Source organism: Pseudozobellia thermophila, from assembly GCF_900141855.1.
GTDB lineage: Bacteria > Bacteroidota > Bacteroidia > Flavobacteriales > Flavobacteriaceae > Pseudozobellia > Pseudozobellia thermophila.
In genome coordinates this window covers 396947-419691 of the sequence record NZ_FQYU01000003.1, presented here as the reverse complement: position 1 = coordinate 419691, position 22745 = coordinate 396947, and the positions used below count along the sequence as shown (strand labels likewise).

At 48.5% G+C, this 22745-nt stretch carries 17 protein-coding genes; 8 read left to right on the top strand and 9 right to left on the bottom strand.

The window, feature by feature from the left end; all coding sequences use genetic code 11:
* Positions 1 to 38 precede the first annotated feature (38 nt).
* From BUB37_RS11650 to BUB37_RS11640, 3 genes are read right to left on the bottom strand one after another with little or no spacing between them, the layout of a single operon-like run.
* Positions 39 to 1031 carry a Gfo/Idh/MocA family protein gene (locus tag BUB37_RS11650; RefSeq protein ID WP_072993779.1) on the bottom strand — a complete coding sequence of 331 codons (993 nt, stop codon included), beginning with the start codon at positions 1029 to 1031 and terminating at the stop codon, positions 39 to 41.
* An 11-nt stretch (positions 1032 to 1042) separates the two neighbouring features.
* Positions 1043 to 2521, bottom strand: coding sequence for a sodium:solute symporter family transporter (locus BUB37_RS11645; protein ID WP_072993776.1), 1479 nt, complete (start codon positions 2519 to 2521; stop codon positions 1043 to 1045).
* Between the two features lie 10 nt (positions 2522 to 2531).
* A complete protein-coding gene (locus tag BUB37_RS11640) occupies positions 2532 to 3443 on the bottom strand; it encodes a dihydrodipicolinate synthase family protein (protein ID WP_072993773.1) in 912 nt (303 codons plus the stop codon).
* Positions 3444 to 3583: 140 nt separating this feature from the next.
* On the opposite strand from BUB37_RS11640, the gene BUB37_RS11635 reads away from it, so the two are divergent.
* Entirely contained in the window at positions 3584 to 4432 is an 849-nt protein-coding gene (locus tag BUB37_RS11635) for an AraC family transcriptional regulator (protein WP_072993768.1), read from the top strand.
* A 57-nt stretch (positions 4433 to 4489) separates the two neighbouring features.
* Here the strand turns inward: BUB37_RS11635 and BUB37_RS11630 are convergent, their stop codons facing one another.
* The 5 genes from BUB37_RS11630 to BUB37_RS21955 form a co-directional block, all read right to left on the bottom strand.
* Positions 4490 to 5761: a hypothetical protein gene (locus tag BUB37_RS11630; protein WP_072993765.1), complete on the bottom strand. Its 1272-nt coding sequence runs from the start codon at positions 5759 to 5761 to the stop codon at positions 4490 to 4492.
* 102 nt (positions 5762 to 5863) lie between these two features.
* Entirely contained in the window at positions 5864 to 6784 is a 921-nt protein-coding gene (locus BUB37_RS11625; protein ID WP_072993761.1) for a dihydrodipicolinate synthase family protein, read from the bottom strand.
* A 112-nt stretch (positions 6785 to 6896) separates the two neighbouring features.
* The gene (locus BUB37_RS11620) at positions 6897 to 8558 is read right to left on the bottom strand and encodes a SusD/RagB family nutrient-binding outer membrane lipoprotein (RefSeq protein ID WP_212635289.1); all 1662 of its coding nucleotides are present in this window, start codon (positions 8556 to 8558) and stop codon (positions 6897 to 6899) included.
* 19 nt (positions 8559 to 8577) lie between these two features.
* On the bottom strand, positions 8578 to 11988 hold the full coding sequence (locus BUB37_RS11615) for a SusC/RagA family TonB-linked outer membrane protein (RefSeq protein WP_212635288.1): 3411 nt from the start codon (positions 11986 to 11988) through the stop codon (positions 8578 to 8580).
* A gap of 51 nt (positions 11989 to 12039) precedes the next feature.
* A complete protein-coding gene (locus tag BUB37_RS21955) occupies positions 12040 to 12990 on the bottom strand; it encodes a PKD domain-containing protein (RefSeq protein ID WP_072993752.1) in 951 nt (316 codons plus the stop codon).
* Positions 12991 to 13267: 277 nt separating this feature from the next.
* Here BUB37_RS21955 and BUB37_RS11605 point away from each other — a divergent pair, with 277 nt between their 5' ends.
* The 6 genes from BUB37_RS11605 to BUB37_RS11580 all read left to right on the top strand — a co-directional run bounded on the left by BUB37_RS11605 (position 13268) and on the right by BUB37_RS11580 (position 21182).
* Positions 13268 to 14560, top strand: coding sequence for a hypothetical protein (locus tag BUB37_RS11605; protein ID WP_212635287.1), 1293 nt, complete (start codon positions 13268 to 13270; stop codon positions 14558 to 14560).
* Between the two features lie 15 nt (positions 14561 to 14575).
* Positions 14576 to 15976 carry a PhoPQ-activated pathogenicity-related family protein gene (locus BUB37_RS11600; RefSeq protein ID WP_072993749.1) on the top strand — a complete coding sequence of 467 codons (1401 nt, stop codon included), beginning with the start codon at positions 14576 to 14578 and terminating at the stop codon, positions 15974 to 15976.
* A 24-nt stretch (positions 15977 to 16000) separates the two neighbouring features.
* Positions 16001 to 17050: a polysaccharide deacetylase family protein gene (locus BUB37_RS11595; protein ID WP_094766701.1), complete on the top strand. Its 1050-nt coding sequence runs from the start codon at positions 16001 to 16003 to the stop codon at positions 17048 to 17050.
* A gap of 72 nt (positions 17051 to 17122) precedes the next feature.
* Complete coding sequence (locus tag BUB37_RS11590) at positions 17123 to 18208, top strand: sialidase family protein (protein ID WP_212635286.1); 1086 nt, start codon at positions 17123 to 17125, stop codon at positions 18206 to 18208.
* Positions 18209 to 19615, top strand: coding sequence for a neutral/alkaline non-lysosomal ceramidase N-terminal domain-containing protein (locus BUB37_RS11585; protein WP_072993746.1), 1407 nt, complete (start codon positions 18209 to 18211; stop codon positions 19613 to 19615).
* Positions 19616 to 19625: 10 nt separating this feature from the next.
* Positions 19626 to 21182 carry a hypothetical protein gene (locus tag BUB37_RS11580; RefSeq protein ID WP_072993742.1) on the top strand — a complete coding sequence of 519 codons (1557 nt, stop codon included), beginning with the start codon at positions 19626 to 19628 and terminating at the stop codon, positions 21180 to 21182.
* Positions 21183 to 21189: 7 nt separating this feature from the next.
* On the opposite strand, the gene BUB37_RS11575 is transcribed toward BUB37_RS11580, so the two are convergent.
* Entirely contained in the window at positions 21190 to 21843 is a 654-nt protein-coding gene (locus BUB37_RS11575) for an HAD family hydrolase (RefSeq protein ID WP_072993739.1), read from the bottom strand.
* 166 nt (positions 21844 to 22009) lie between these two features.
* Between BUB37_RS11575 and BUB37_RS11570 the strand changes: the two genes are divergently transcribed.
* Entirely contained in the window at positions 22010 to 22729 is a 720-nt protein-coding gene (locus BUB37_RS11570) for a type ISP restriction/modification enzyme (protein ID WP_072993736.1), read from the top strand.
* The last annotated feature ends 16 nt before the right edge of the window (positions 22730 to 22745 follow it).

Here is a 22745-nt window from a genome sequence, read left to right as displayed (position 1 = left end):
CTTTAAGATCGATCCCCTTTATCGGTGGTTCCCGACATCTAGAGCCTTACCGCTTTGCCCAAACGATCGCTTTCCTTTATGGCATCGAGCGCCTGCATGTTTAAGATGGAATCGGACAAATCGACCGGTAGCGGTGTTTGTTGAAGAATTGCCCTTGAAAAGGCATCTACTTGGCACAGGTATTGGTTACACGGCTCTATTAAAATTTCCTCCCTGCCGTTTTCCTTGATTACAACGATCTTACTCGAAGCATCTTCATGGGGGTTAAAGGGGAGTTCAAGTTCGATGATCCCTTGGGTACCAAAGCATTTGGCCTCTTGGTTCTCAAATAGTTGTATGGATGAAAAAAAGATACTCCTTCCCTTTTCGAATTCCATAATACCGGCCGCAGTGATATCCACTTTATGTTCCGGATGATTATCGAGGTCGGCTTCGATCTTTACAGGTTCGGCACCGAATAAGAATCGGGCCACGGATACCGGATAGCATCCCACATCCATTAAACTGCCCCCTCCAAATTTTCTGTTATATACAATGCTCCTGTGGTCATCATCAAAAAATGAAAAAGAGGATTGCACCATTTTCAGGTCCCCTATTGCCCCTTCTTCTATGAGTTGCCTTACCTTTTGCCACCTTGGATGAAACCTGTACATAAAAGCCTCCATTACCTTAAGGTGGGGATGTTTGTCAGCCTCTTCCTTTAATGATCGCGCCTCTTGGGCATTTAGGGCAATGGGCTTTTCCACGAGCACGTGTTTCCCTGCCCGAAGGGCCGATACGGCCCATTTTACGTGCAAGTGATTGGGCAGGGGAATGTAAACGGCATCAACCTCCCTGTCGTCCAGTAAGGTCTGATAAGACCCGTAATGTTTTTTGATTCCAAATTGGGCGGCCGCCCGTTGGGCCTTTTCCCCATCCCTTGATGCAATCGCCAGAACTTGGCCAAATCGGCTTTTGACCAAGGCGGGTATGACCTCTTGCATGGCAATCGTAGCCGTACCCAATATGCCCCAACGTATTTTTTTGCCCATAAGCCGGAGTATTATTCTTTTTTCTTGTTGAAGGCAACGAACAACAGGGCCAACAAAATCAGTCCTGCGGTAGACACCGCCCCCACAATGATAGGGTCCATGGTGCAGGCCAACCACTTATAACTTTCGGGCAGATCCCTAAAGAAGGTGCCCCAAACTATGATCAATACGCTGAAAATAACGGAGACAATACCTTGCCAGCGCTTAATTTCGACATTAAAGATGGCCAATAGGAACAAGCCCAGGATACCGCCACCGAAAATACCCGAAATCTGCCACCAGATATCGAGGGCACTTTCGGCATTGATCAACAGGAGGCTGAAGAGTATACCCAGAACCCCCCAAACGATGGTTACCCAACGAAGAAACCCAATACTGCTCTTTTCGGAGGCATTGGGATTGAAATACCTTTTGTAATAGTCCAAATAAAGTACCGTTGCCGATGAATTCAGGGCAGAATCGACGGTACTCATAGAGGCCGCCAGGATAGCCGCGATAATCAGGCCTTTTAGGCCTACCGGAAGTTCGGTCGCTATAAAATAAGGGAACACCTCATCTCCTTTAACAATGGACGGGTCCAACGCATGTCCACTGCCCGAATAAAAGGCGAACATGGCCGTACCGATATACAGGAACATGGCCGTTAGGGGCAGATAGATCAACATAGCGACCCAGACCGACTTTTTGGCCTTTTTCTCGGTAGCCACCGCACTGTATTTTTGCGTGTAGTTTTGATCGGCCATCAGGTTTCTGATATTTTCGGTTATCCCATAAATGATCATGACCCACACGGTTCGGCTACTGAAAGACAGAGAAGTATCGCCCAAACTGAATTTGTTGGCATCGATCGCCTTTTGAATCAAGAAATCCGGTTTCGAGAAAACTTCGGTAGTTAGAATATAGGCACTGAAAATCAACCCTCCGATCATGATGACGGACTGCAGCACATCCGTCCAGATTACCGCTTCCATACCGCCCATAAGGGTATAGACTATGGTCAACACCCCGATAATAAGGATCAATGTCTTTATATCCACATCTATGAACGACGTCAAAAGAAGGGAGGACAGGTATAAAATCACGGCCGTTCTCCCCACCATAAAAAGCACAAAGGAGAAGGAGGCGTACACCCTTCCCCAATCGCCTATTTTTTCTTCAAGATATTTGTAGACCGATATGATCTTATGCTTGCGGTAATGGGGAATTACATATTTGGTTACGAACCAGGCCACGGGAAGGGCCGTGAGGGCGAAAATCAAGGGGTGCCAATTGTCGTCAAAGGCCTTGCCCGGAACGGCTATGTACGATATACTGCTCGTATAGGCACTCATTACCGCAATGCCCGCCGCCCATGACGGAATGCCCATACCGGCCACCATAAACTCCTGCGACGTTTTTGTCTTGCGCAAAAAGTATATGCCCATACCGACCATTACCAGGCCATAAATAATGAGTATAACCGTGTCTACCGTACCTAGCTGATAATTCATTTGTCCATAATTAACAAGTTAAAGAGCTTTGAAACTGACGGATGTATTCCTCAATTTTATTCCTTTCCCGCATATCGAACCTTCGCAGGGGCAAAGCCATGTAATCGTCACAAATGTTCAAAACGGACAGGGCGCATTTGGTTCCTTTGGTAATTCGCGAACTGTGCCGCCCGACATTGTATATGGTCTCGTAAATATGATCCACCTTTTCGTTCAGTTGTTCTATTTCCAAAAGATCGCCGTTTAGGGAAGCATTGTAAAGATCGACAAATAATTTGGGAAAAAAATTGGCACCTCCCGCTATTGCTCCCTGACCTCCATGTAAAATAGTACTTGACAAAAAGGATTCCGTACCGGCGATTACCGAAAAGTCGGACGAATCCTTAAAGGTAAAAATCAGGTCGTGAAGATAGCCCAAATCCCCCGAGCTGTCCTTAATTCCCAGGGCGCCCAAGTCTTTGGCGAACTTTACAAAATCTATCGACAAATGCAATTTCGTGCAACTGGGCATATTATAGAGCACAAAGGGCAATGATAGTTCGCCGACCATATGTTGAAGGTAGTCCTTCATTTCGTCCTCTGAGATGGGAAAATAGTACGGGGGCGCTATCACCACGGCGTCGGCACCCGCTTGCTTTGAATGCCTGCACATCTTTACCGACTCGTCAAAGACGGTATCGGTAATACTGACCAACACCGGTACCCGTTTATCGATTATTTCACAGGCCTTATAAACCAGTTCCCTTCTAAGCTCATAGGAAAGGCTGGGTCCCTCACCGTTCGTCCCCAATAGAAAAATCCCATGAACACCACCATCTATCAAATGCTCGATCAGACGCTTCAATCCCTTGTCGTCGATTTCGCCATTTTCAGTCAAGGGGGTGACCATTGGTGGAATAATACCCCTTAAGTTTAATTTCATACATTAAGTTTCAATCCTACAAAGGAAACCGATAGAGAATTGCCTTACCACAATTATTTTACATAAATTACATAAAATATTAACCCTTTATATTAAAATAATTGTGTAATATTGAAAGGAAGAGTTAAATATGTTTATATATGGAATTTGTTTTCGAAAAAATTTACGTTCCGAACAATCATTCCTTTATATCCAGGGAACTCCCCTTATCTTCCAATGCCCGGATACACTCCCACAAAAACTTTGAGCTTAATTACATTACCTCGGGAGAAGGAAGAAGAATCGTCGGTGACAACATTTCGGGTTTCGAAAAGGGAGACTTGGTCTTGCTGGGCCCCGAGCTGCCCCATTGCTGGGAATTGTTGGACATCGAAAGCGAGAAACCTGCCACTTGTATCGTCACCCATTTTTCGGAAAATGTGGCCGATTCCAACTTTTTTAAAATTCCGGAAATGGAAAAGGTGGTGGATCTTCTAAAAATCGCCAGTAGGGGCATTCGGTTCAAAACGGAAAACGATGAGGAAATTTACAAGGCCCTGAAAGAACTATCGGAAAGTTCAGGACTCGATTATTTTATCGGACTTCTAAAGGTTTTTAGCTATTTACTGAAAATCGAGGAACGTGAGGTTCTGGCCAAGCCGATGAACCACTCTTCGGTATTCTCGAAGAATATCGAAAAGATCAACAAGGTATACGAGTACGTCTTTCAGAATATTCAGGAAGGTATTAAATTGGAAGACGCCTCGGCCGTTTTAAATATGGCACCAAGCTCGTTTTGCCGCTTCTTTAAAAAGAAGACGGGACTTACTTTTATGGAATACGTTAAAAATGTAAGGGTAGGTATCGCAGCAAAACTACTGGCCGAAACCGACAAACAGATTACCCAAATATGTTTTGAAAGCGGTTATAACAACCTGGCCAATTTTAACCATTATTTTAAATCGAGCATGGGCAAGACCCCATCGGACTATCGTAAAAATTTTAGATAGCCATTCAATTCCCCTCCTATCCTTGTGCCTAGTCCGTAGGGGCAACCGGTTCCTTCTTTAAAACCGATTGTGGGCCCCGGACATTTCGCCGTGGCTGTTGATCGCAATAAAAGTGTAAAAAGCCATGAACAACAGCACTACAACAAGCAGAACCCACCACTTTTTGGTTTCAAGCCCCTCCACCACTTTTTGAAAGGTGGTAAACTTAATTTTTTTGTACAGTAGATAAAGAACCAGGATATTGACAACATATAGATGATGGTTCAAAATGGTACGCCCCCCCAACAGTCCCTTAACGATATAGCTCATAAGGGTATAGGAAGAAAGGTAGGTGAACAGGAACAAGGCCACGGTACGGGCCGTATATTCATTTTCCCTCAGTCTGAAAAAAAGGAAAACGGCCACGCCCAACATGGCCACAGCGGCCAAAACAGTGCTATAAAAAGCGGTCGCTTCGAGGTTGGGCGTATCACCCAGGCGTTTCATCAAATGCCCATAGGCCAAAGACTCCCGGTAAACGATCAAGGGTATGACCACCAGGATCAAAAAGAGGCCCGACCTGCCCATCCATCTCTTGGGTTTCAGGCTTTCGACAGGCCACTTGGAGCTAAATACCCCATAGGCCATTCCCAAACCGCCAAAAAAACCGATGGAATATTCCATAATGTTCCATGTATTGAAGGGTATATCGAGAACATCGCCCACGATGTGCAAAAAGTTTCCAAAAGAAAATCCGAAACCGCCGCCCAAGGCCGAATAAATGGCCACGCGAATCTCCGAATTCCGGTCTTCCCTGGCCATATGCCACAACATGGCCAAGCCGGATCCGAGCACCACGGCCCAGGCTTCTGATCTTGGGGGCGTCATCTTGAATCCGATTTGCTCGATCAAAAAGTAATACGACAAGATACCACCGGCCGTCATCTCGGAAAGAAGCGCGCCCCATTTCACTTTTTTCGTCTCGGTCGATCCGAGCACCAGGCCTACCAGACCGCCTCCCAACAATCCGAACAAGGCACCGATTACGAACAACATCGCGAAACCGTAATAGGCATTAAAAAACTCTACGGAACGACCGTAACCTACCACTTGCCCGTAACTGATCATGCCTCCCGCTCCCCAACCTACGGCCGAAGCCAGGGCCACCATCACGGCTTTGTTGTACCAGTCCTTTCTACCCGAGGCCAAGACCAAGGCTAGTCCGCCAATGGCACCCGCCCATGCGGCTCCCTGTTCATGGCCAAATTGCCCCCTAATCGCCCAAGCGGTCGCCAATGCCAGGGCAACGAACAATACACTTAATTGCTGATTTTTCTTTCCTGTTTTCATCTCGTTGTGCTTATACGAAAAACAATGCTTGTTATGGGTTTTTAATTTTTAACTTGGTCGTCGGGTTCTGACCCTTCTGGGGTTTTGGCCGATTTGGACAAACTAGTGTCTTATACCGCCCTCGACCCATTCAAACCCTGCCAAGTAGTCCGAAATCCTTTGCCTGTCCTTAGCTTCAAAAGCATGTAAGGGAGGAGCCATATAGTCGGAACAAATGCCCAATAGGGACAGTGAACCCTTTATGGCCATTATACTTCTCGTAGACGAATCGCCCAGGTTGTACAGGGTTGCATGTATTTGTAGAATCTTTTGCCTCAGGCGGGCAACCTGCCCCAAGTCTTTGCGTACCGAAGCCTCGTACAGGTCTACGAACAACCTGGGAAAAATGTTGGCCCCACCTGCCACGACCCCGTGTCCACCATGCATCACCACGTCCGATAAAAAAAGTTCCGCTCCCGCGATTACCGAAAAATTGCCGTCGTCCTTGAACGCTTCAATGATGGAATACAGGGCCCCTAAATCCCCTGAACTGTCCTTAACCCCGATGGCCCCGAGCTGGGCGGCCCTTTTAATGGTCGATAGGTTTAAATGGAGGTTGGTACAACTGGGAATGTCGTACAACAAAAAAGGCAATTCAAGTTGGGGTACGATAATCTCTAGATAGCGAACCATTTCTGCTTGGGAAATGGGGAAATAATATGGCGGTGCCAAAACCAACATATCGGCTCCCACTTGTTTCGAATAGTTGGCCATTTCCAAACTACAGGCCAGTGAGGTATCGGTAATCCCTACCAATACAGGAACCCTATGGGCCACGATCTTACAGGTTTCGGCCACCAATTGCTTTCGTATCCTATAGTCCAAACTGGGCCCTTCCCCATTGGTGCCCAAAAGAAAAATACCGTGAACCCCTCCTTTTATCAGGTGTTCGATCAAGCGCTCCAGTCCGACGGTATCCAACTCAAGGTTTTCCAACAGCGGAGTAATCATAGGAGGTATTACCCCTCTTAGTGGCAATGTCATAGTCTTTGGATTAGGGTTCCCTCAAAGTAACACCAAAGTGGGTTCATGTACCACTACAATTTTGTAGGAAACCTGTCATATTTTAACCAAATAGTTCCGTATAAGGGGATATTCAATACGGTTTATTGGTTCCTTGCAACAACCAGGTTTTCGACCACGCACTATTATTGCTAGCATCCCCTCCCTTAAATTCGGTAGGCTCCAACCGGTCAATTGCCTCGGCAGCATTACTGTTGTTATCTATCTCATCGATGTGGTAGTAAAAACGCAGGGGCAAAGCCGCTCTTTTGGAAGCTTGGCCGGTCTCGAGGGCCGGTAATCCGGTCCTTCTATAATCGAACCAGGCCTCGGCCGCGGCCGACCAGCTTGAAATCCATTTTTGGATAATTATATCTTCGGGCGCGCTATAGGCGGCCGGCCCGCTTATATAGTCATCGTAGGCCCCCTCTACTTGCCAGGCATTAAACGATTGCCTGATACCTTCGTTATAATAGGCTTCGGCCGAGCCTGTGATCCATCCTTTTGCAGCCGCCTCGGCCAAGATAAAATTAACCTCCGCAGCCGACATCAGGCGAGCCTGGAGCAACGGACCGCTTACCTCCTTATAAATATCGTTGAGTTGTGATACATGAAGGTTCAGCGTGCCTTGGTTAACATCCTCGCTTAAATTATAGGCGGCCCCAAAGGTCATTGCCGTGGGCAAGCCCACATAAAGGCTATCGTAATCTACGGGAAAACCTACCGTATTTTCGTAGGCATCGACAATATCTTGTGAAACATGGCGCTTACCGTCATTTTCATCTACATAATCGGTACCATCGGGGGCACCGGGATCCAATACCAAGGGAACATCGACCTTATTCGCCCATACCCCCAGCCTGGGGTCTTCCAATTCCTGGAGCATATCGACCAAGGTCTTTGCCATCTTTATCCTGAAATACGCGCCTTGCGAATCGGTATCGAATTTGGTATTCGTTGGCCATGAGTCGCTGGTGGTATTGCCGATATAGGGCATATTGGCATCATCCGATTCCTGTAAGATCAAAGGATAGGTCTGGGGGTCGGACACTATGGTTCGAATGCCCTGTCGTGCCACCTCGGGCTCCTTTTCCGATAAGCGCATATAATACCGCAGCGATAGCGAATTCGCAAATTTTCGCCACTTCGCCGCTTCACCGGCGTACAGTATATCTTGGTTGTCCTGAATGCTGAAATAGCTGTCTTGATCCTTTGACAACAGAATGTTGGCCGCCTTTAAATCGGCCTGTATGCCTTCATATATGGTCTGTTGCGAATCAAAGGGGGCATCGAAGAATTCGGCGCCTTCATCGCCCCTCAAGGCCTGGGTATACGGTGCATCGCCCCATAAATCGGCTATGAGCCCGAATATGTATGCTTTCATGACCAAACCAACCCCTTGATGAAAATCGAGGTTTTCATTTTCCGCCTTTTCGATCAAGGTCTTGTTGTTCGTCAATAGGCGGTAGTAACCGTTCCAACTATGGGAATCGTTACTCCAATCGTAAGCGTTATGCCCACTCGACCAACCGTCTTTTTGGGTGTGTTGCATAACCCCGGCCAAATCGCCAAAACCCAGGCTCACAACGGTTTTGCCCACGCCATTGATAACAGTGGGCACCAATAGATTGGGGTCTACATTCTCCGAACCTATTTGGTTGGGGTTCTCATTAAGCTCTTCCAATCCGTGGCACGAGATTATAAGGGACAGACCCAATACCAGTACAGCTATTTTATTTCTTAACCTTTTCATCATGATTGCGGTTTATATTCCATTAAAAAGTAACACCTATTTTGATTCCTATGGGAACCAGCCAAGGCTCGACATTATAGCGTTCAATACCTTGCTTAAACTGGGTTCCCCGGTTGCCCGAGCTGGTTTCCGCCTGAAAGGCCCTTTCAGGGTCTACACCAAATTGCGAATCTTTGGTCCATAACATAATATTCCTGCTGTAGATCGAGAAATTGAGGCCCTGAATACCTATACGCTCCAAAGACTTGGCCGGTAGGTCGTAGCCAATGGACACTTCCCTTAGCTTTATAAAATCGGCATCGAACATATGGGGGGTTCCGAATTCCCATGGGTTGGCCACTGAAAAGGGTATAAAATTGGTACCTACTTCACCGAGGTTCTCATAGTCAAGAATAAAATTGCCGTCCTCGTCGTGCGTACCTACCACGCCGGCATTGAAAATACCATCGTAGACGGTTCTGCCCCCAAGGCTTTCCGCAAAACCACCATCGCCCGGAGGACCTCCAATGGAAAGGAAATTTTCGCCGTAAATCAGCCTATCGGCATTGTCAAGCACCCATTGTTTCAGTTCCGGACCCGGTTCCGATATTCCCGGATTGACCAAATTGTCGAGAATCTGTTGGCCATACCCATCTTCTACCAGATACCTTGAGGTCTGTGACATATATTGCCCTCCCGATCGCCAGTCGAAGGTCAGGTTCAGGGTAAAGTTCTTATACGACAGGCTCGACTGCAGCCCCATAATAAAGTCGGGGTTATAATTGCCCACTTTTACCCTTTCCTCGGTGGGCAACCATTCGGCATCTTCACCTTGCCCCAGTAAAGGGTAGTTGTAATAGGGCGAATTGACATCGGTGACCCTTTTTATTTGTGGCGAATAGATATTGCCTACGAGACCGTCTTCCCCTGTTGCGGGATTGGCGACATATCCGCGGGACACGCTTTTGTTGTCGCTCCAAAACTCAATATAGTCTACCCCATCGGCCAAGGCCAATATTTTTGATTCGTTGGTGGTGAAATTGAGGTTTAGGTCCCAGTTCCAGTTCTCGCTGCTGATCGGGGTTAGGCCCAATGACAGCTCGTAACCCTTGCTTTCCAAGACCCCGGCATTGATACTCACGCTGTTATACCCCGAAGAACCGGGAATGGGAATATTCGGTACGATCTGGTTTTTGTTCTCTACCGTGTAATAGGTTCCTTCAAAACGCAACCTATTGCCGAACATCGTCAGGTCCACTCCAAATTCATGCGAGGTGGCCTTTTCCGGCTCCAAACCTGGTGTATTGAGTCCGCTTTGCGCCGTGTAAAGAACAGCGTTGTCCCATTGGCCCGCGTTGTTATAATAGGCCCCCAATTGATAGGGATCGGTATCGTTACCTACTTGGGCCCAGCCGCCGCGGAATTTCAACAGATCGACCTTGGGTATATTTACGAGTTCGCTAAGCAAAAAACTTAGGGAGGCCGAGGGATAGAAATAAGAGCGGTTATCGACGGGGAGGGTACTCGACCAGTCGTTCCTCGCCGTAAGATCGAGGTACAGCATATCCCACATGCCAAAATTGGCCATGGCATAGACACTGTTTATCGCCCTTTCCGTGGTATAACTTGAATACTGAAGTACTGCCGGTGCAATATTATCGACGGTAAAGAGATTGGGCACTATAAGGCCGGCCCCCGTCGCCGCCGAGTTGATCAGGCCATTATCCCTTTGGTACATCAGATTTCCCCCGGCCGAAACGGTCATATCAAATTTGCCCCAAGCCTTGTTATAGCTCGCCAAAAGATCGACATTGGTCTCCAGTCCGTCGGTTTCGGCTATCCCGTAGGTCCCGTTGTTCGATTCGCGGGTGTAGCCCGGCGCCATCTTGGTTTCCTGCGTTTGGCTGTAACTGTTCAGGTTGTAGCTGGTACGAAGGTTGAAACCGGGAAAGGCATTCCAGTCGAGGGCCAGATTACCGTAAACCCTAAACCGCGAAAAACTGTTGTTGACCTCGTTGGCCAAGAACCACGGATTCTCGTAGTCGCTCGAAAAATTATAGATATCGGTACCCGGCAGTTTATAGTCTTTGATATCAAGGATGTTAACATTCGCCGGAATGCTATAGGCCGCCTGTAAGGGATTGGTACCCCTGTTCGATGCTGGCCGGTTATCGGCATAGCTATGAACCACGTTGATATTGGTACTGACCGTTAATTTGTCGCTCATATTGGACGAGGCCGAAAGGGAAAAACTGTTCCGCTGTAGGTCGGAATTGGGTATAACCCCCGAATTGTCCATGGCCGTAACCCCTAGGCGATAATTCACAATTTCATTGCTGCTCGAAACCGTCATACTGTTCGTCGTGGTAATACCGTTTCTCACGAATTCCTTGATGTTGTTCGGATACGATTTCAGTTCGATGGGGATGGGATTTCCATTTGCATCCAAGGGCGAGTTCCATTGCACGGCAAAATAGCCCTTATCAAGTTCGGGGCCACCGTTACCTCCCGTATTGAGAACATCGGGCATGATCATACTCCCTCCCTCTGAAGCCGGTGAGTACGAAAAGTAGCCCGAACCAAAACGGGATTGGGTATCGATATAGCGGTAGGGGATGTCAAAGACCGTATTCGAGGTAAAGTTCACCTTCATGCGCTGTCCTTTCTCGGCTTTCTTGGTGGTAATCAATACCACGCCGTTCCCGGCCCGCGAACCATATAGCGCTGCCGCACTGGGCCCTTTCAAAATGGTTACGTCCTCGATGCTGTTGGGATCGAGGTCCGAAATGGCATTACCGTAATCCACCGGGTTTCGATCGCCAAAGCCCCCGATATTGTTCAAGGTATTGGCCACCGGTACCCCATCGATAACGAATAGGGGCTGGTTATCGGAACTCAGCGATATGGCACCCCTGATCACCATGCTTACCGACGAACCGGTCCCACCGGTATTGTTCAAGGTTACCCCGGCCACCTTTCCCGAAAGGGAATTAAGTACGTTTTCTTGGGCGACCCGGGTCAATTCTTCACCCGCCACGTTCTCAACCGAATAACCAAGGGACTTATCTTCCCTTTTTATACCCAAGGCCGTTACCACGACCTCATCGAGGTTCTCGGTGCTCGTATTCAGTGACACGTCGATCCTTGTTCGCCCATTGACCGCTTCCTCATAGGTCTCGAAACCCAAATAGGAAAATACCAGAACGGCATTGGCATCATCGACTTCCAAACGGTAGTTCCCATCAAAGTCGGTCGTTACCCCCTTGGTTGTATTTTTTACGACGATACTTACGCCGGGCAGGGGCATACCGTCATCAGCGGAGCTGACCGTACCGGTAACCACGAGCGAATTGCCCTGGGCCATGGACATTTGGGGCCCCAACAAGAGGACCATCCATAGTTGGGCGAACAAAAGTTGTGAAAGAAGCCCTTTTATCTTAGTATGCTTTTTCATAAGAATTAGATATTATAGTCTGGTTTTTATGTTGGAATTGGCAAAACGTAACTACCGTACGACCTCGAAGGTCACCACAACGGCGTTTGTGTTTACACCTATATAATCTTGCGATGCTGCCAAGAACATGACCAAACGCATTGAACTGTCCGTGATATCCTGAATGATCACCCGATTTTCAAAATCCAGCAATCCCACAAAGGCATTGTCGGAGAAGGACAGGGTACTGACCCCTTCGAAGGTCAATGCCCCACCGGGTCCATAGACCGATGCGATTTCAAGGTCCTCGTTTTCCGCATAGACAAAACTTGCCTCCGCCCCGGGCGTAAAGGAGGCCGTACAAAGTCCGAAATCGGCCCCGCCGTCATTGACGATATCCGCTCCTCCGTTGGCAACGAATTGGTACAGCAACCCGCTAAAAGCGGCCCCATCGCCTTTCAGATCCATTTCATAGCTTCCGTCATAATGAAAGGTAAATTCGTCTTCGTACACCTCGGCCATGCCCAGACCCGCACCGAAGATACCCGAGGGAAGCGGGTTCGGCGCCCCATCGAAAGGGCTAAGATCGGCATCGGCATTGGCAAAGTAATCGTTATCGGAATGGCCACTGGAAAGCCGCCAAGTCTTTCCTCCCTCGGCCGTGGCTCCCCCGGTCAGTAGCACGTAGGGGGTAATGTCGAGCGCAAGGTTCACCTCTTTGGTCACCGTCGCCCCATTGGCATCGGTGGCCGTTAGGGTAGCCGTATAATACCCGGACTCGGGGTAAACGTGAACCGGATTTTGTTCCGTGCTCGTGGTTCCATCGCCAAAATCCCATAACCATGAAACCGCACTGTGGGTCAACCCCTGAAAAGCTACCCTTTTTCCATTGACCGAGTTGAAAATATCGGCCGATAAGGGAAAAACCCCTTGGCCGGAATCGTCATCCGAATCACATGAAACAAAAAGAAAAAGCGCCAAGAACAAGGCCGTTAAAATTGATTTTTGGTACGTGTATCTCATGTCGAGTCAATTTTAGATTGTATCCAGGACCAAACTGTCCAACTAGTTATTGCAAGGGGGGAGTTCGCAAAAGGTGGGCAACAGACCAACAACTGTTAATTATTCCTATAACCACCATCCAAATCTATATTTTTGCCATTAAAGAAATTTCAATTATTTTATTAATTAATGATAATATCTTATCCAACAGTTTATTTTTTTAAACATATTTTTACAAAATGACCCGTGAGCCTCATATACCAAAAATTAACAAAACCATTATTATTTTAACATTTAAATGAAGGTTAAGCTACGATTAAGTTTAAATGAACGGACCATCCTGTCCCTTCTGACGGTATTAATGATCTCGTTGAACCTTGGGGCGCAAGAACTACTTGCAGGATCGGCCAAACGCCTGCTCACACCCGATCCATTGCTACCGGTATCGGGGGGTGTGGGAGCGCCTAAACCCGCCGACACCCGACAAGGGGACCTGTTTGCCAGGGTCCTTGTCCTCGTCAAGGGAGGAGAAAAGGTAGCCATCGTATCCGTTGACAATTTGGGCTGGCCTGCGGCCTTGGGGGACAAATCAAGAAAATTGATAAAAGACATACCCGCCAAAAACATCCTCATTGGCGCTACCCATACCCACAGTGCCCCGGATGCCTATGCCTTTCCCGATGCGGAGGGCAAGAACGCCGCCGACCTCGAATATTTGGAGTGGTGTGCCGGGCAAATAGCCCAAGCCGTAAACGAGGCGCAATCCAAGCTTCAGCCGGCCCACCTGAAAATCGCCATTGGCGAAGCGAAGGGCAAGATCGCCTACAATTACTACGCTCCCGAACTTTATGACCCCAGATGCGGGGTTATACAGGCCATAGGGACTGCCGGTGAAGCGAAGGGCAAGGTCATTGCGACCTTGGTCAACTACGCGATCCACCCCGAAGTAATCGGCAACAAACGGGGTATACTGAGTCCCGACCTCGTCGGTCCCCTAAACGAAAGGATAGAAAACAGAACCGGAGGTATGGCCCTCTTTATGAACGGCGCCCAAGGCGGTATGGTCACTGCGGACAATCGTCTGGAAAACGGAAAGGAGGCCAACGATTGGAGGGAATGCCAGAGAATCGGCTATCTTTTGGCCGACGAGGCCCTAAGGATCGTGGCCGATGCCCCCATTCAAAAAAATGCCGGCCTCTACTGTACGCATAAAGAGGTCGAATTTCCCATTGAATCGGAAATGATGCGCTTTATACTTCAGCATTCCCCCCTGGGCATGGGTTCCGAAGACGGGAAATCGGTCGTTGCCACCGTCAACCTCGTCAACCTGGGCACTGCACAGATACTGACCATACCGGGCGAGGCCCTACCCAATATCGGGTACTACCTGAAAAGAAACATGCCGACCCCACACCCTTTTCTCTTTGGCCTGACCAACGATGCCTTCGGCTACATACTTACCAAGGAAGACTTTGATAGCTTTGATAGATACAAGTATGTGTCGAGGACCAGTTTGGGCGAAATGACCGGGGAAATATTCATCAAGGAAGCCCTAGACCTGATTGAAAAAAGTCCTAAACCTCAGAAATAAGAAATAAATCAACAAATGAAAACAACCCTTACATTGAACAAATTGCTCCTCTGCCTGGTAGTGGTCGGGGCTAGCTTATTTTCCTGTAAACAGGCCAAGAAAGATACGATGGGCCTTAAATCGGAGAACGTACCCGAGGTTACCCCCGAAACGGCCCTCGAAAATTATCTCGATACCGAAGATGGGGCTTACGAGTGGACCGTAAAGGATTCTTTTGACCTGGACGGAACCATGGCTTACGACCTATTGTTGACCTCCCAAAAATGGAGGGAACATACCTGGAAACACCAACTTACCATATTGGTGCCCGATAACGTTTCGTACGACGGCGCCCTACTCTTTATTACCGGCGGTAGCGTCAAGGACGGGGAACCGAAATGGAAGTCCTTGGACAAGGACGACAAGGTAGCGCCCATGGCCTTGATGGCCGCCAAAAACAAGGCCATTGCGGCCATCATTCGCCAAGTGCCCATGCAACCGCTGTACGAGGGCGACCTGGTCGAAGACCAATTGATCTCCTTTACCCTGCACAACTTCAAGAAGGACAAGGACTATACATGGCCCCTGCTATTCCCTATGGTAAAAAGTGCCGTAAGGGCCATGGATGCCGTACAGGAATTTTCAAAGGGCATCGACAAGGAAGTCAATCGCTTTACCGTTACCGGGGCATCCAAAAGAGGTTGGACCACTTGGTTGACGGGTGCCAGTGACCAACGGGTAGAGGCCATTGCCCCCATGGTCATCGACGTACTGAACATGCCCGTAAGCCTCGATTACCACATTGAGGCATGGAACGAATACAGTGTACAGATCAACGACTATATCAAACTGGAAATTCCGCAAACGGTCAATTCCGAAGATGGCCAGGCATTGACACAAATGATCGACCCTTATTCGTACCGGGCCGACCTCACCATGCCAAAAATTATTTTTATTGGTACCAACGACGAGTACTGGCCCGTCGACGCCATAAAGAATTACATCGACGATATCCCCGGTGAAAATTACATTCACTATACGCCCAACGCCGGACACAATTTAGATGGTGGGGAAAGAGCCCTAAAGGCTCTCAGCGGTTTCTGGGGCCAAACCTTGGCCAAAAAACCATATGACGACCTCACCTATAACCTTCAATTCGACGATAGTACCGCTACCTTGTCGGTGGGATCCAAAACCGATAACCTGGTATCGGCCTTTCTATGGTCGACCAACAGCACCGATAGGGATTTTAGGGACGAAGAATGGAAGTCGATCCCTTTAAAACCATCGGACGACGGTACCGTCACCCAAAAAATCAGGTTTCCCGACGCCGGTTACAAAGCTTTTTATATCGATATGGAATATAAGGACGCCAACGGAGGCACCTATACCAAGAGTACACGCATGTACCTGGCCGACGACGACGAAGTTCTTTAAAACCCAACCCAAAAGAAGAAAGACATGCATATAAACACGAACGCCTTTACACAGTTTTTCAAAAAAAATATATGGGGCAAGGGGCTCTTCATATGTTTTTTGGCAACGGGCCTGCTTGGGGGCTGTAAAGAGGCAAAAAAGGACGCCGCTACCGCAATAGCCTCCAACCAAAAGGAGGCTGCCCCGCAAACCTGGGCCGAAAAACTCGGCTGGCCAGCCGGCAAAAAGGTCGTCATACTCCATGCCGACGATATCGGTATGTGCCCCGAGGCCAATATCGCAGCCGAAAAACAACTGGTCAATGGCGACATTCAGTCGGCGGCGGTTATGGTTCCCTGTCCCAATGCCGAGGAATTTATCGCCTGGGCCAAGAAAAACCCGAAAATGGACGTGGGACTGCACCTCACATTGACCAGTGAATGGAAAACCCATCGCTGGGGTACTGTAACCGATGCCAAGGAGGTACCCGGACTTCTGGACGAAACACAGATGATGTGGCACAAGGTGGTGCAAGTGGTGCAACACGCCTCGGCCCAGGAAGTAGAAAAGGAAATCAGGGCCCAAATCGAGCAATCGCTGGCCTGGGGGCATCGCCCAGACCACATCGACACGCACATGGGAACCCTATATGCCGATCCAAGCTATGTAGAAGTGTATATAAAAGTAGCGGAAGAATACGGCATTCAGGCGAACATTATCGACCTGTCCGACGAAGAAGTGGTCAGCGAATTCCGCCGCCAGGGCTATCCCTTGAACGATGCCGTTGTTCAAATGGTGGCCGATTACAAAATGCCAAAGCTCGACTATTTCAGCAGTGCCCCAAAAGGCAAGACCTATGAAGAGAAGGTTTCCAATTTCAAAGAATTGATAGCTTCCTTAAAACCGGGACTGACCGAGATTATCTTTCATCCATCCGTATTAACGGAGAACCTTAAGGGCATAACCAATTCATGGCAACAGCGCGTATGGGAGGCCGAAATGTTCTCCGATCCCGACCTTAAGCAGTTTTTTGAGGATGAGGGAATCATCTTTACCAACTGGAAGGAAATTATGCAACGGCATAAAGACCGCTAACCTCGGTTTGAGGTTCTTTTAAACAGGCGATTTAACGTACAATTATTACTAAAAAGCACTAACACTAGACCGATGAAGTATTTTTCCTTATTTATGGCCGTATCTTTAATCGTATGTTGTAAAGAGAAACCGTTTGAACTTCCTAAAAACCTGCCCATAGAACATGCTGCCGTGATTACCGAAGAGTTTATTTACGAAATCGAGAACGCCCCTACCCTTGAGGCCCATGCATCGACCGTAGAAAAAAGCAACGGAGTAGTGGTCGCTTCTTGGTTTGGTGGTACCAAGGAAAAAAATGACGACGTGGGCATTTGGGTTTCCAGAAAGGCAAACGGCAAATGGTCGACCCCGGTGGAAGTGGCCAACGGAGTCCAGGAAGACGGAGTTACCCGATACGCCTGTTGGAACCCCGTACTGTTCAAACCCGAGAACGCCCCCCTCTACCTGTTCTACAAGGTGGGCCCGAGTCCGCAAGAATGGTGGGGCCTGTATATGGTTTCGGAGGACGACGGCAAAACCTGGTCCGACCCCGTCAAACTGCCCAAGGGCATCTTGGGGCCGATCAAAAACCAGCCCATACAACTCGAAGACGGAACCGTACTTTCGCCCTCGAGCATGGAGACCTTGTCGGGCGAGTGGACGGTTCATGTCGAAACCAGTACGGATAGCCTAAAAACATGGACTACGACCGGGCCGCTCAACGATCCGAAAAAATTCGGGGCCATTCAACCTGTCATACTCAACCACGGAAACGGAAAGCTTCAATTGCTCAACAGAACCGAAAACGAGGTCATTTCCGAGAATTGGTCCGACGACTATGGCAAAACCTGGAGTGCCATGCAGGCTACGGACCTACCCAATCCGAATTCGGGAATAGACGGGGTGAGCCTCAAAGATGGTCGGCATCTGCTGGTCTATAATCCCACCGGCAAAAATTGGGGCGATCGCGTTCCCCTAAGCGTGGCCCTTTCAACGGACGGTAAAAAATGGACGCGTGTATTGGACCTGGAGCCCTTACGTGAAAACACCGACAAAGAAAGGGAAGAGTACTCCTACCCTACCGTCATTCAATCGCGGAATGGCCAAATACACATCGTCTACACATGGAACCGAAAAACCGTCAAATATGTAGTACTAGACCCCACAAAACTCGAATAAATGAAAACAAAAAGGTGGCATAGGCGGCTGATCAGGGTTTTTATAGGCCTGCTGGCCGCCCTTCTATTGCTCTTCATCTTTGCGACCGAGGCCATCGATACCACCCCCTATTTCGAAACCGAATACTACCGCACTACCATCAAAAACATAGATGCGGAGGTAGAAAAAATGAGTAAGGCCGAAGGCCTGCTCTATTCCGGGTTTTCTAAGACCAACATCACACCTAAGATCGTCAGTGGCAACGCCGATGCGGCCAAAGGGGAATTCAATTCGGTCAAAATGGCCGGCTACGGCGACGGAAAATACGCAAAAGGGGTACACGACTCTTTGTATGCGAAGGCCATATCACTTCAGGTAGGCAACCAAGAAATTGTACTGATCAGTGCCGATATGGTATTGGTACCCGAGCCGGTCGTTCTCCAGGTTGCCCAAAATTTAAAGAACAGGATATCGCGAAAACAGCTCTTCTTTGGCGCTACCCACACCCATGCCAGCATAGGCAATTGCATGCCCAGTTTTGTCGGGGAGCTTTTCGCGGGCGAATATGACCCCAAGGTGGTGAAATGGCTCAGCGATAAATTCACCTCCCTCATTCTAAGGTCCTTGGAGAGCAAACACCCTTCCCAATTTGGATCGGGGGCCATAGACATGCCCCATTTGATACGCAATCGGATCATTGGCGAAACCGGTCGGCTTAATTCCAAACTCACCCTGTTATCGATCGTTCAGGACAATGGCAAAAAGGCGGCAGTAGGCGTTTTTTCGGCCCATGCCACCACCGTCGGCCCTTGGAGCGATAGGTTCAGCGCCGACTACCCGGGTTACTTTCAACGGTCACTCGAGGCAAAGGGAATCGACCATGCCCTGTTCTTTGCCGGTGCCGTAGGAAGCCATTCGAACAAGGGAAAGGGTAAAAAGTTCAAAAAAATCGAATACATCGGCAACACCCTGGCCGACTCGGCAGCAAGGGTATTGAACAGGATAGTGCACGACTCGGTGATGGACCTGGCCCTTGTCGCCCCGCAATTGCAAACACCAAAACTACAGGCCTTTTACGTGTCGGACAACCGAAGGTTATCGCCTGTGATAAACCGATTTTTGATGCCCGAACTAAAATCGATTTACCTACAGGGCCTTAGGCTCAACGACTTTATTTGGTTGGCCATGCCCTACGAACTGAGCGGCGAATACGGATTGGACCTTAAAAACGCCCTAAAACTGGAAGGCTACAACTCGGCACTGACCAGTTTTAATGGCCAATACCTCGGTTACATAGTCCCCCAGAAATATTATTATTACAATAACTACGAACCCCGTCTGATGGGATGGTACGGCCCTTCAATGGGCGATTACCTAATGGAACTGAACTATAGGATCGCAGGCACCCTCACCAACTCACGACTATAACCATACAAGCATGAAGAAATTTTTAAAAATACTCGGCCTTTTAATCCTTTTGACCGTCCTGACCATTGGCGGGATCTTTATCTACAACTGGCGGGATCGCCACCCGAATTACCGTATCGACCTGACCATTAAAAACCCAATGCCCGGACCCCTAAGGGCCGGTTTTGCAAAACGCCCCATCACCCCAACAATCATCGATACCTGGAACGATGCCAATGGCGACAACAAATACAATGAAGATGACGGCGATACCTATAACGACAATAACAACAATGGTAAATTCGATGCCTTTTGGATTGCCGGAATGAGCAATGCCAAGCCCGCCCAAGGGGTTCACGACGATGTATGGTCGCGGGTAATGGTACTCGACGACGGCAAAAGCCGTATAGCCATGGTCTCTTTGGACGCCATTGGTTTTTTACATGGCGATGTCGTCGATATCAGAAAAAGAATCCCCAAGGAGTTGGGCATCGACTATACCTTGATCGCATCCACCCACACCCATGAGAGCAACGACCTGATCGGCATTTGGGGCAAAAACCCATTGAACTCGGGAGTAGACCCGAAAATGATGGAATATGTAAAGACACAAACGGTCGCCGCCATTTCCGATGCGGTAAAAAATATGCGTCCCGCCAAATTGGTCTTTGCCGAAGACCTGTCGGAAAAAGACTCCGTATTGATAAAAGACACCCGAAAACCCATAGTCAAGGCTACCGGCATCCATCTTATGCAAGTACTTGATGCCGATACCGACGAAACCCTGGGCACCCTTATCAACTGGGCGAACCACCCCGAAACGCTATGGAGCCAGAACCTCTTGATCAGTTCCGATTTCCCCCATTACGTTCGGGAAGCGATCGAAAAGGGGATTTACAGCCAAAACGAGCTGAAGGAAAAAGGCCTGGGCGGTGTGGCCCTTTATTTTTCGGGAGCCATAGGGGGATTAATGGCCCCCCACCCCTCCATTTCCATCAAAGACCCATATACGGGCGAGCCTTACGCCACGCCTTCTTTTGAAAAGGCCAAGGCTCTTGGCAATCAACTGGCGCTATATTCATTGGAGGCTTTGCGCAAAAGAGGAGACACCCTGACCAATTCCTCTATAGCATTACGGGCCAAGACCATAATGCCCCCCTTGGACAATATTACCTTTAAGATAGCAAGCGGTATCGGTTTGATAAAAATGGGAATGCCCGAGTATTTCAAGACCCGTACCGAGGTTGGGGCCATACGGGTGGGGCCCGCCCTGTTCTTGAGTATCCCTGGGGAAATCTATCCCGAGATCATTTACGGGGGAGTCGAGGCACCCGAAGGACGCGAATACGACATACCTCCCGTGGAAACCCCACCCGTTCAGGAATTTATAAAGGACAAGTACAAATTCTACCTGGGCCTTTCAAACGATGAAATAGGGTATATAATACCCAAAAGCGAGTGGGACACCAAGGAACCCTATCTCTATCTCGATGAACGCGATACCTATGGCGAGGAGAATTCCCTAGGGCCGGAAACCGGGCCCATCATATACAATGCCCTGTTGGAAGTTATCAACGATTTGGAGTAGGCCCCTTCTATGGGGACAGGGAGGCTATAAGACCATCCGTAATTTTCGTATACGACGAAACGATCCGGTCGGCAAGCATCAATTGCCCCGGTTTCTCGCTGTTCGTTATGGCCACACAGGCCATACCGGCCGCCTTGGCCGATTTTACCCCATTTTCAGAATCTTCGATCACCATGCATTCATGGGCCCGAACACCGAGCTTTTTTGCCGTGAGCAGATAGGGTTCGGGATCGGGTTTACCCTTTATTACGTCTTCGGAGGTGACCCTTACCTTAAAGACTTCCTGAAGTTGCAATAAGTCGATAACAACACTGGCCTCCTCGAAGGTAGAACTGGTAGTCAGGGCCAGGGTATAGCTTCGGTTTAACCTTTCGATCAGGTCCATAACCCCATCGAATATCTTAAGGTTGTCCTGAACCAACTCTAAATAATACGCTTTTTTCCGGGCAATCAATTCGCCTATTTCCGTATTTTCGATGGCATAGGCCGCCATTAGCTCCTTAAATGCCGAGGCATCGGTTCTTCCCAGGCAGTACGTTCTATACATTTCGGGCGACATTTGCAAACCGGCTTCACCAAACGCCTTTTGGGTGGCCAATTCATGGCAATCCTCATCGTCGGTAATCACCCCGTTCATATCAAAAATAACGGTCGAAATCATAGGTTATGGCATTTTTTGACCAGCGATAATCCGGTCCCTTGGTCAAATCTAAGTTACTTTAAGGGTATTTTATTAAGCTATTTTGTGTAAAATCCATACTATTTTGCCCCCTCTTCTATTTAATTCGAACTATTTTTAATCATGTTTTGAAAAGGGCAATTCGAGAATGATATTAGAGCAATATATCAACAACATAGCGCAACGATATATTTTAGGCCAAGGGCAACAGGGCAATAAGGAAAGAAATCATAAAATCCCGGACCTTGCTCCCGCTATTATTGATAAAATCGCAAAAGGTATGGGCCTAACATTCATATCGGAAAGGGAAACCGAAGGCAATGTTTGCTTTGTAAACAGTCCGGAACTCCGTGACGACTACAAGACCGCTTTTACGGCCATAGACCTCTTGGATTATGGCTATGCCATGTCCTTTCGCAAACAACAGAAGGAGGATGTAAAGATCGATTTTCGCCAGATGCCCTACCCCAAAGCCCCCGAAGCCTTTTGGAGATTGGTACAACTGGGCCGGGAGCTCCGCCAAATTCATTGCTTGCAATCGCCCAAAGTAGAGAAGTACATCACGAGCTACCCCAAGGATGGTAGCCATATCATTACGCGAAAGCTTACCAAGACCGATATCCCTTATGAGGCCATAAATGATACCCATGGCAGGGTTTGGATCAACGATGGGCAGTATTTCGGGAACGTACCCCTTACGGCCTGGGAATTTTATATTGGCAAATACCAACCAGCCCAACAATGGCTCAAAGACCGTAGGGGCAAAACATTGGCCTTCGAGGATATTCTTCACTACCAGAAAATCATCGTTGCCCTTACCGAGACCGATCGCTTGACGAAAGAAATCGACAACGTTAAAATTGAATAAAATGGAACACAAGCCC

Excerpts from the sequence above, each read along its gene's own strand:
- BUB37_RS11650 (WP_072993779.1), bottom strand. The coding sequence starts at position 1,031 with ATGGGCAAAAAAATACGTTGGGGCATATTGGGTACGGCTACGATTGCC.
- BUB37_RS11645 (WP_072993776.1), bottom strand. The coding sequence starts at position 2,521 with ATGAATTATCAGCTAGGTACGGTAGACACGGTTATACTCATTATTTAT.
- BUB37_RS11640 (WP_072993773.1), bottom strand. The coding sequence starts at position 3,443 with ATGAAATTAAACTTAAGGGGTATTATTCCACCAATGGTCACCCCCTTG.
- BUB37_RS11635 (WP_072993768.1), top strand. The coding sequence starts at position 3,584 with ATGGAATTTGTTTTCGAAAAAATTTACGTTCCGAACAATCATTCCTTT.
- BUB37_RS11630 (WP_072993765.1), bottom strand. The coding sequence starts at position 5,761 with ATGAAAACAGGAAAGAAAAATCAGCAATTAAGTGTATTGTTCGTTGCC.
- BUB37_RS11625 (WP_072993761.1), bottom strand. The coding sequence starts at position 6,784 with ATGACATTGCCACTAAGAGGGGTAATACCTCCTATGATTACTCCGCTG.
- BUB37_RS11620 (WP_212635289.1), bottom strand. The coding sequence starts at position 8,558 with ATGATGAAAAGGTTAAGAAATAAAATAGCTGTACTGGTATTGGGTCTG.
- BUB37_RS11615 (WP_212635288.1), bottom strand. The coding sequence starts at position 11,988 with ATGAAAAAGCATACTAAGATAAAAGGGCTTCTTTCACAACTTTTGTTC.
- BUB37_RS21955 (WP_072993752.1), bottom strand. The coding sequence starts at position 12,990 with ATGAGATACACGTACCAAAAATCAATTTTAACGGCCTTGTTCTTGGCG.
- BUB37_RS11605 (WP_212635287.1), top strand. The coding sequence starts at position 13,268 with ATGAAGGTTAAGCTACGATTAAGTTTAAATGAACGGACCATCCTGTCC.
- BUB37_RS11600 (WP_072993749.1), top strand. The coding sequence starts at position 14,576 with ATGAAAACAACCCTTACATTGAACAAATTGCTCCTCTGCCTGGTAGTG.
- BUB37_RS11595 (WP_094766701.1), top strand. The coding sequence starts at position 16,001 with ATGCATATAAACACGAACGCCTTTACACAGTTTTTCAAAAAAAATATA.
- BUB37_RS11590 (WP_212635286.1), top strand. The coding sequence starts at position 17,123 with ATGAAGTATTTTTCCTTATTTATGGCCGTATCTTTAATCGTATGTTGT.
- BUB37_RS11585 (WP_072993746.1), top strand. The coding sequence starts at position 18,209 with ATGAAAACAAAAAGGTGGCATAGGCGGCTGATCAGGGTTTTTATAGGC.
- BUB37_RS11580 (WP_072993742.1), top strand. The coding sequence starts at position 19,626 with ATGAAGAAATTTTTAAAAATACTCGGCCTTTTAATCCTTTTGACCGTC.
- BUB37_RS11575 (WP_072993739.1), bottom strand. The coding sequence starts at position 21,843 with ATGATTTCGACCGTTATTTTTGATATGAACGGGGTGATTACCGACGAT.
- BUB37_RS11570 (WP_072993736.1), top strand. The coding sequence starts at position 22,010 with ATGATATTAGAGCAATATATCAACAACATAGCGCAACGATATATTTTA.